Here is a 318-nt window from a genome sequence, read left to right on the forward strand (position 1 = left end):
ACGCAAGAACTATTTATTTTGTTCAAATCACCAGTCTGCTGAAAGAACTGCTATGATCTACTCTTTACTGGGTACATGCAAAATAACGAAATTCAAACCGGACAATCATGAATAGAGAGATAATAACCATAGAAAACGGTACAGTATCCGTTCCGGCATCAGCCCCAGTGTATCTTTTTTGTTGCTTACCGAATGGATAATATCTTCCTGCAAAGGGCGGAACTCGTTGAAATTCTGCACCTATCATCACCAGTTGCCCATCGTTGTCGTACCAAGGTGAGGTGAAGCCTGAGGGTGCAGACGAGTCGGCTATATCGT

General features: G+C 43.1%; 1 protein-coding gene. It reads right to left on the reverse strand.

Annotation, left to right across the window (positions count from 1 at the left end):
• Positions 1–64 precede the first annotated feature (64 nt).
• On the reverse strand, positions 65–318 hold a 254-nt coding region (locus tag D0T57_RS15485; protein WP_163274361.1), incomplete at its 5' end, for a hypothetical protein.

It is taken from the genome of Dysgonomonas sp. 511, assembly GCF_010501105.1.
GTDB lineage: Bacteria > Bacteroidota > Bacteroidia > Bacteroidales > Dysgonomonadaceae > Dysgonomonas.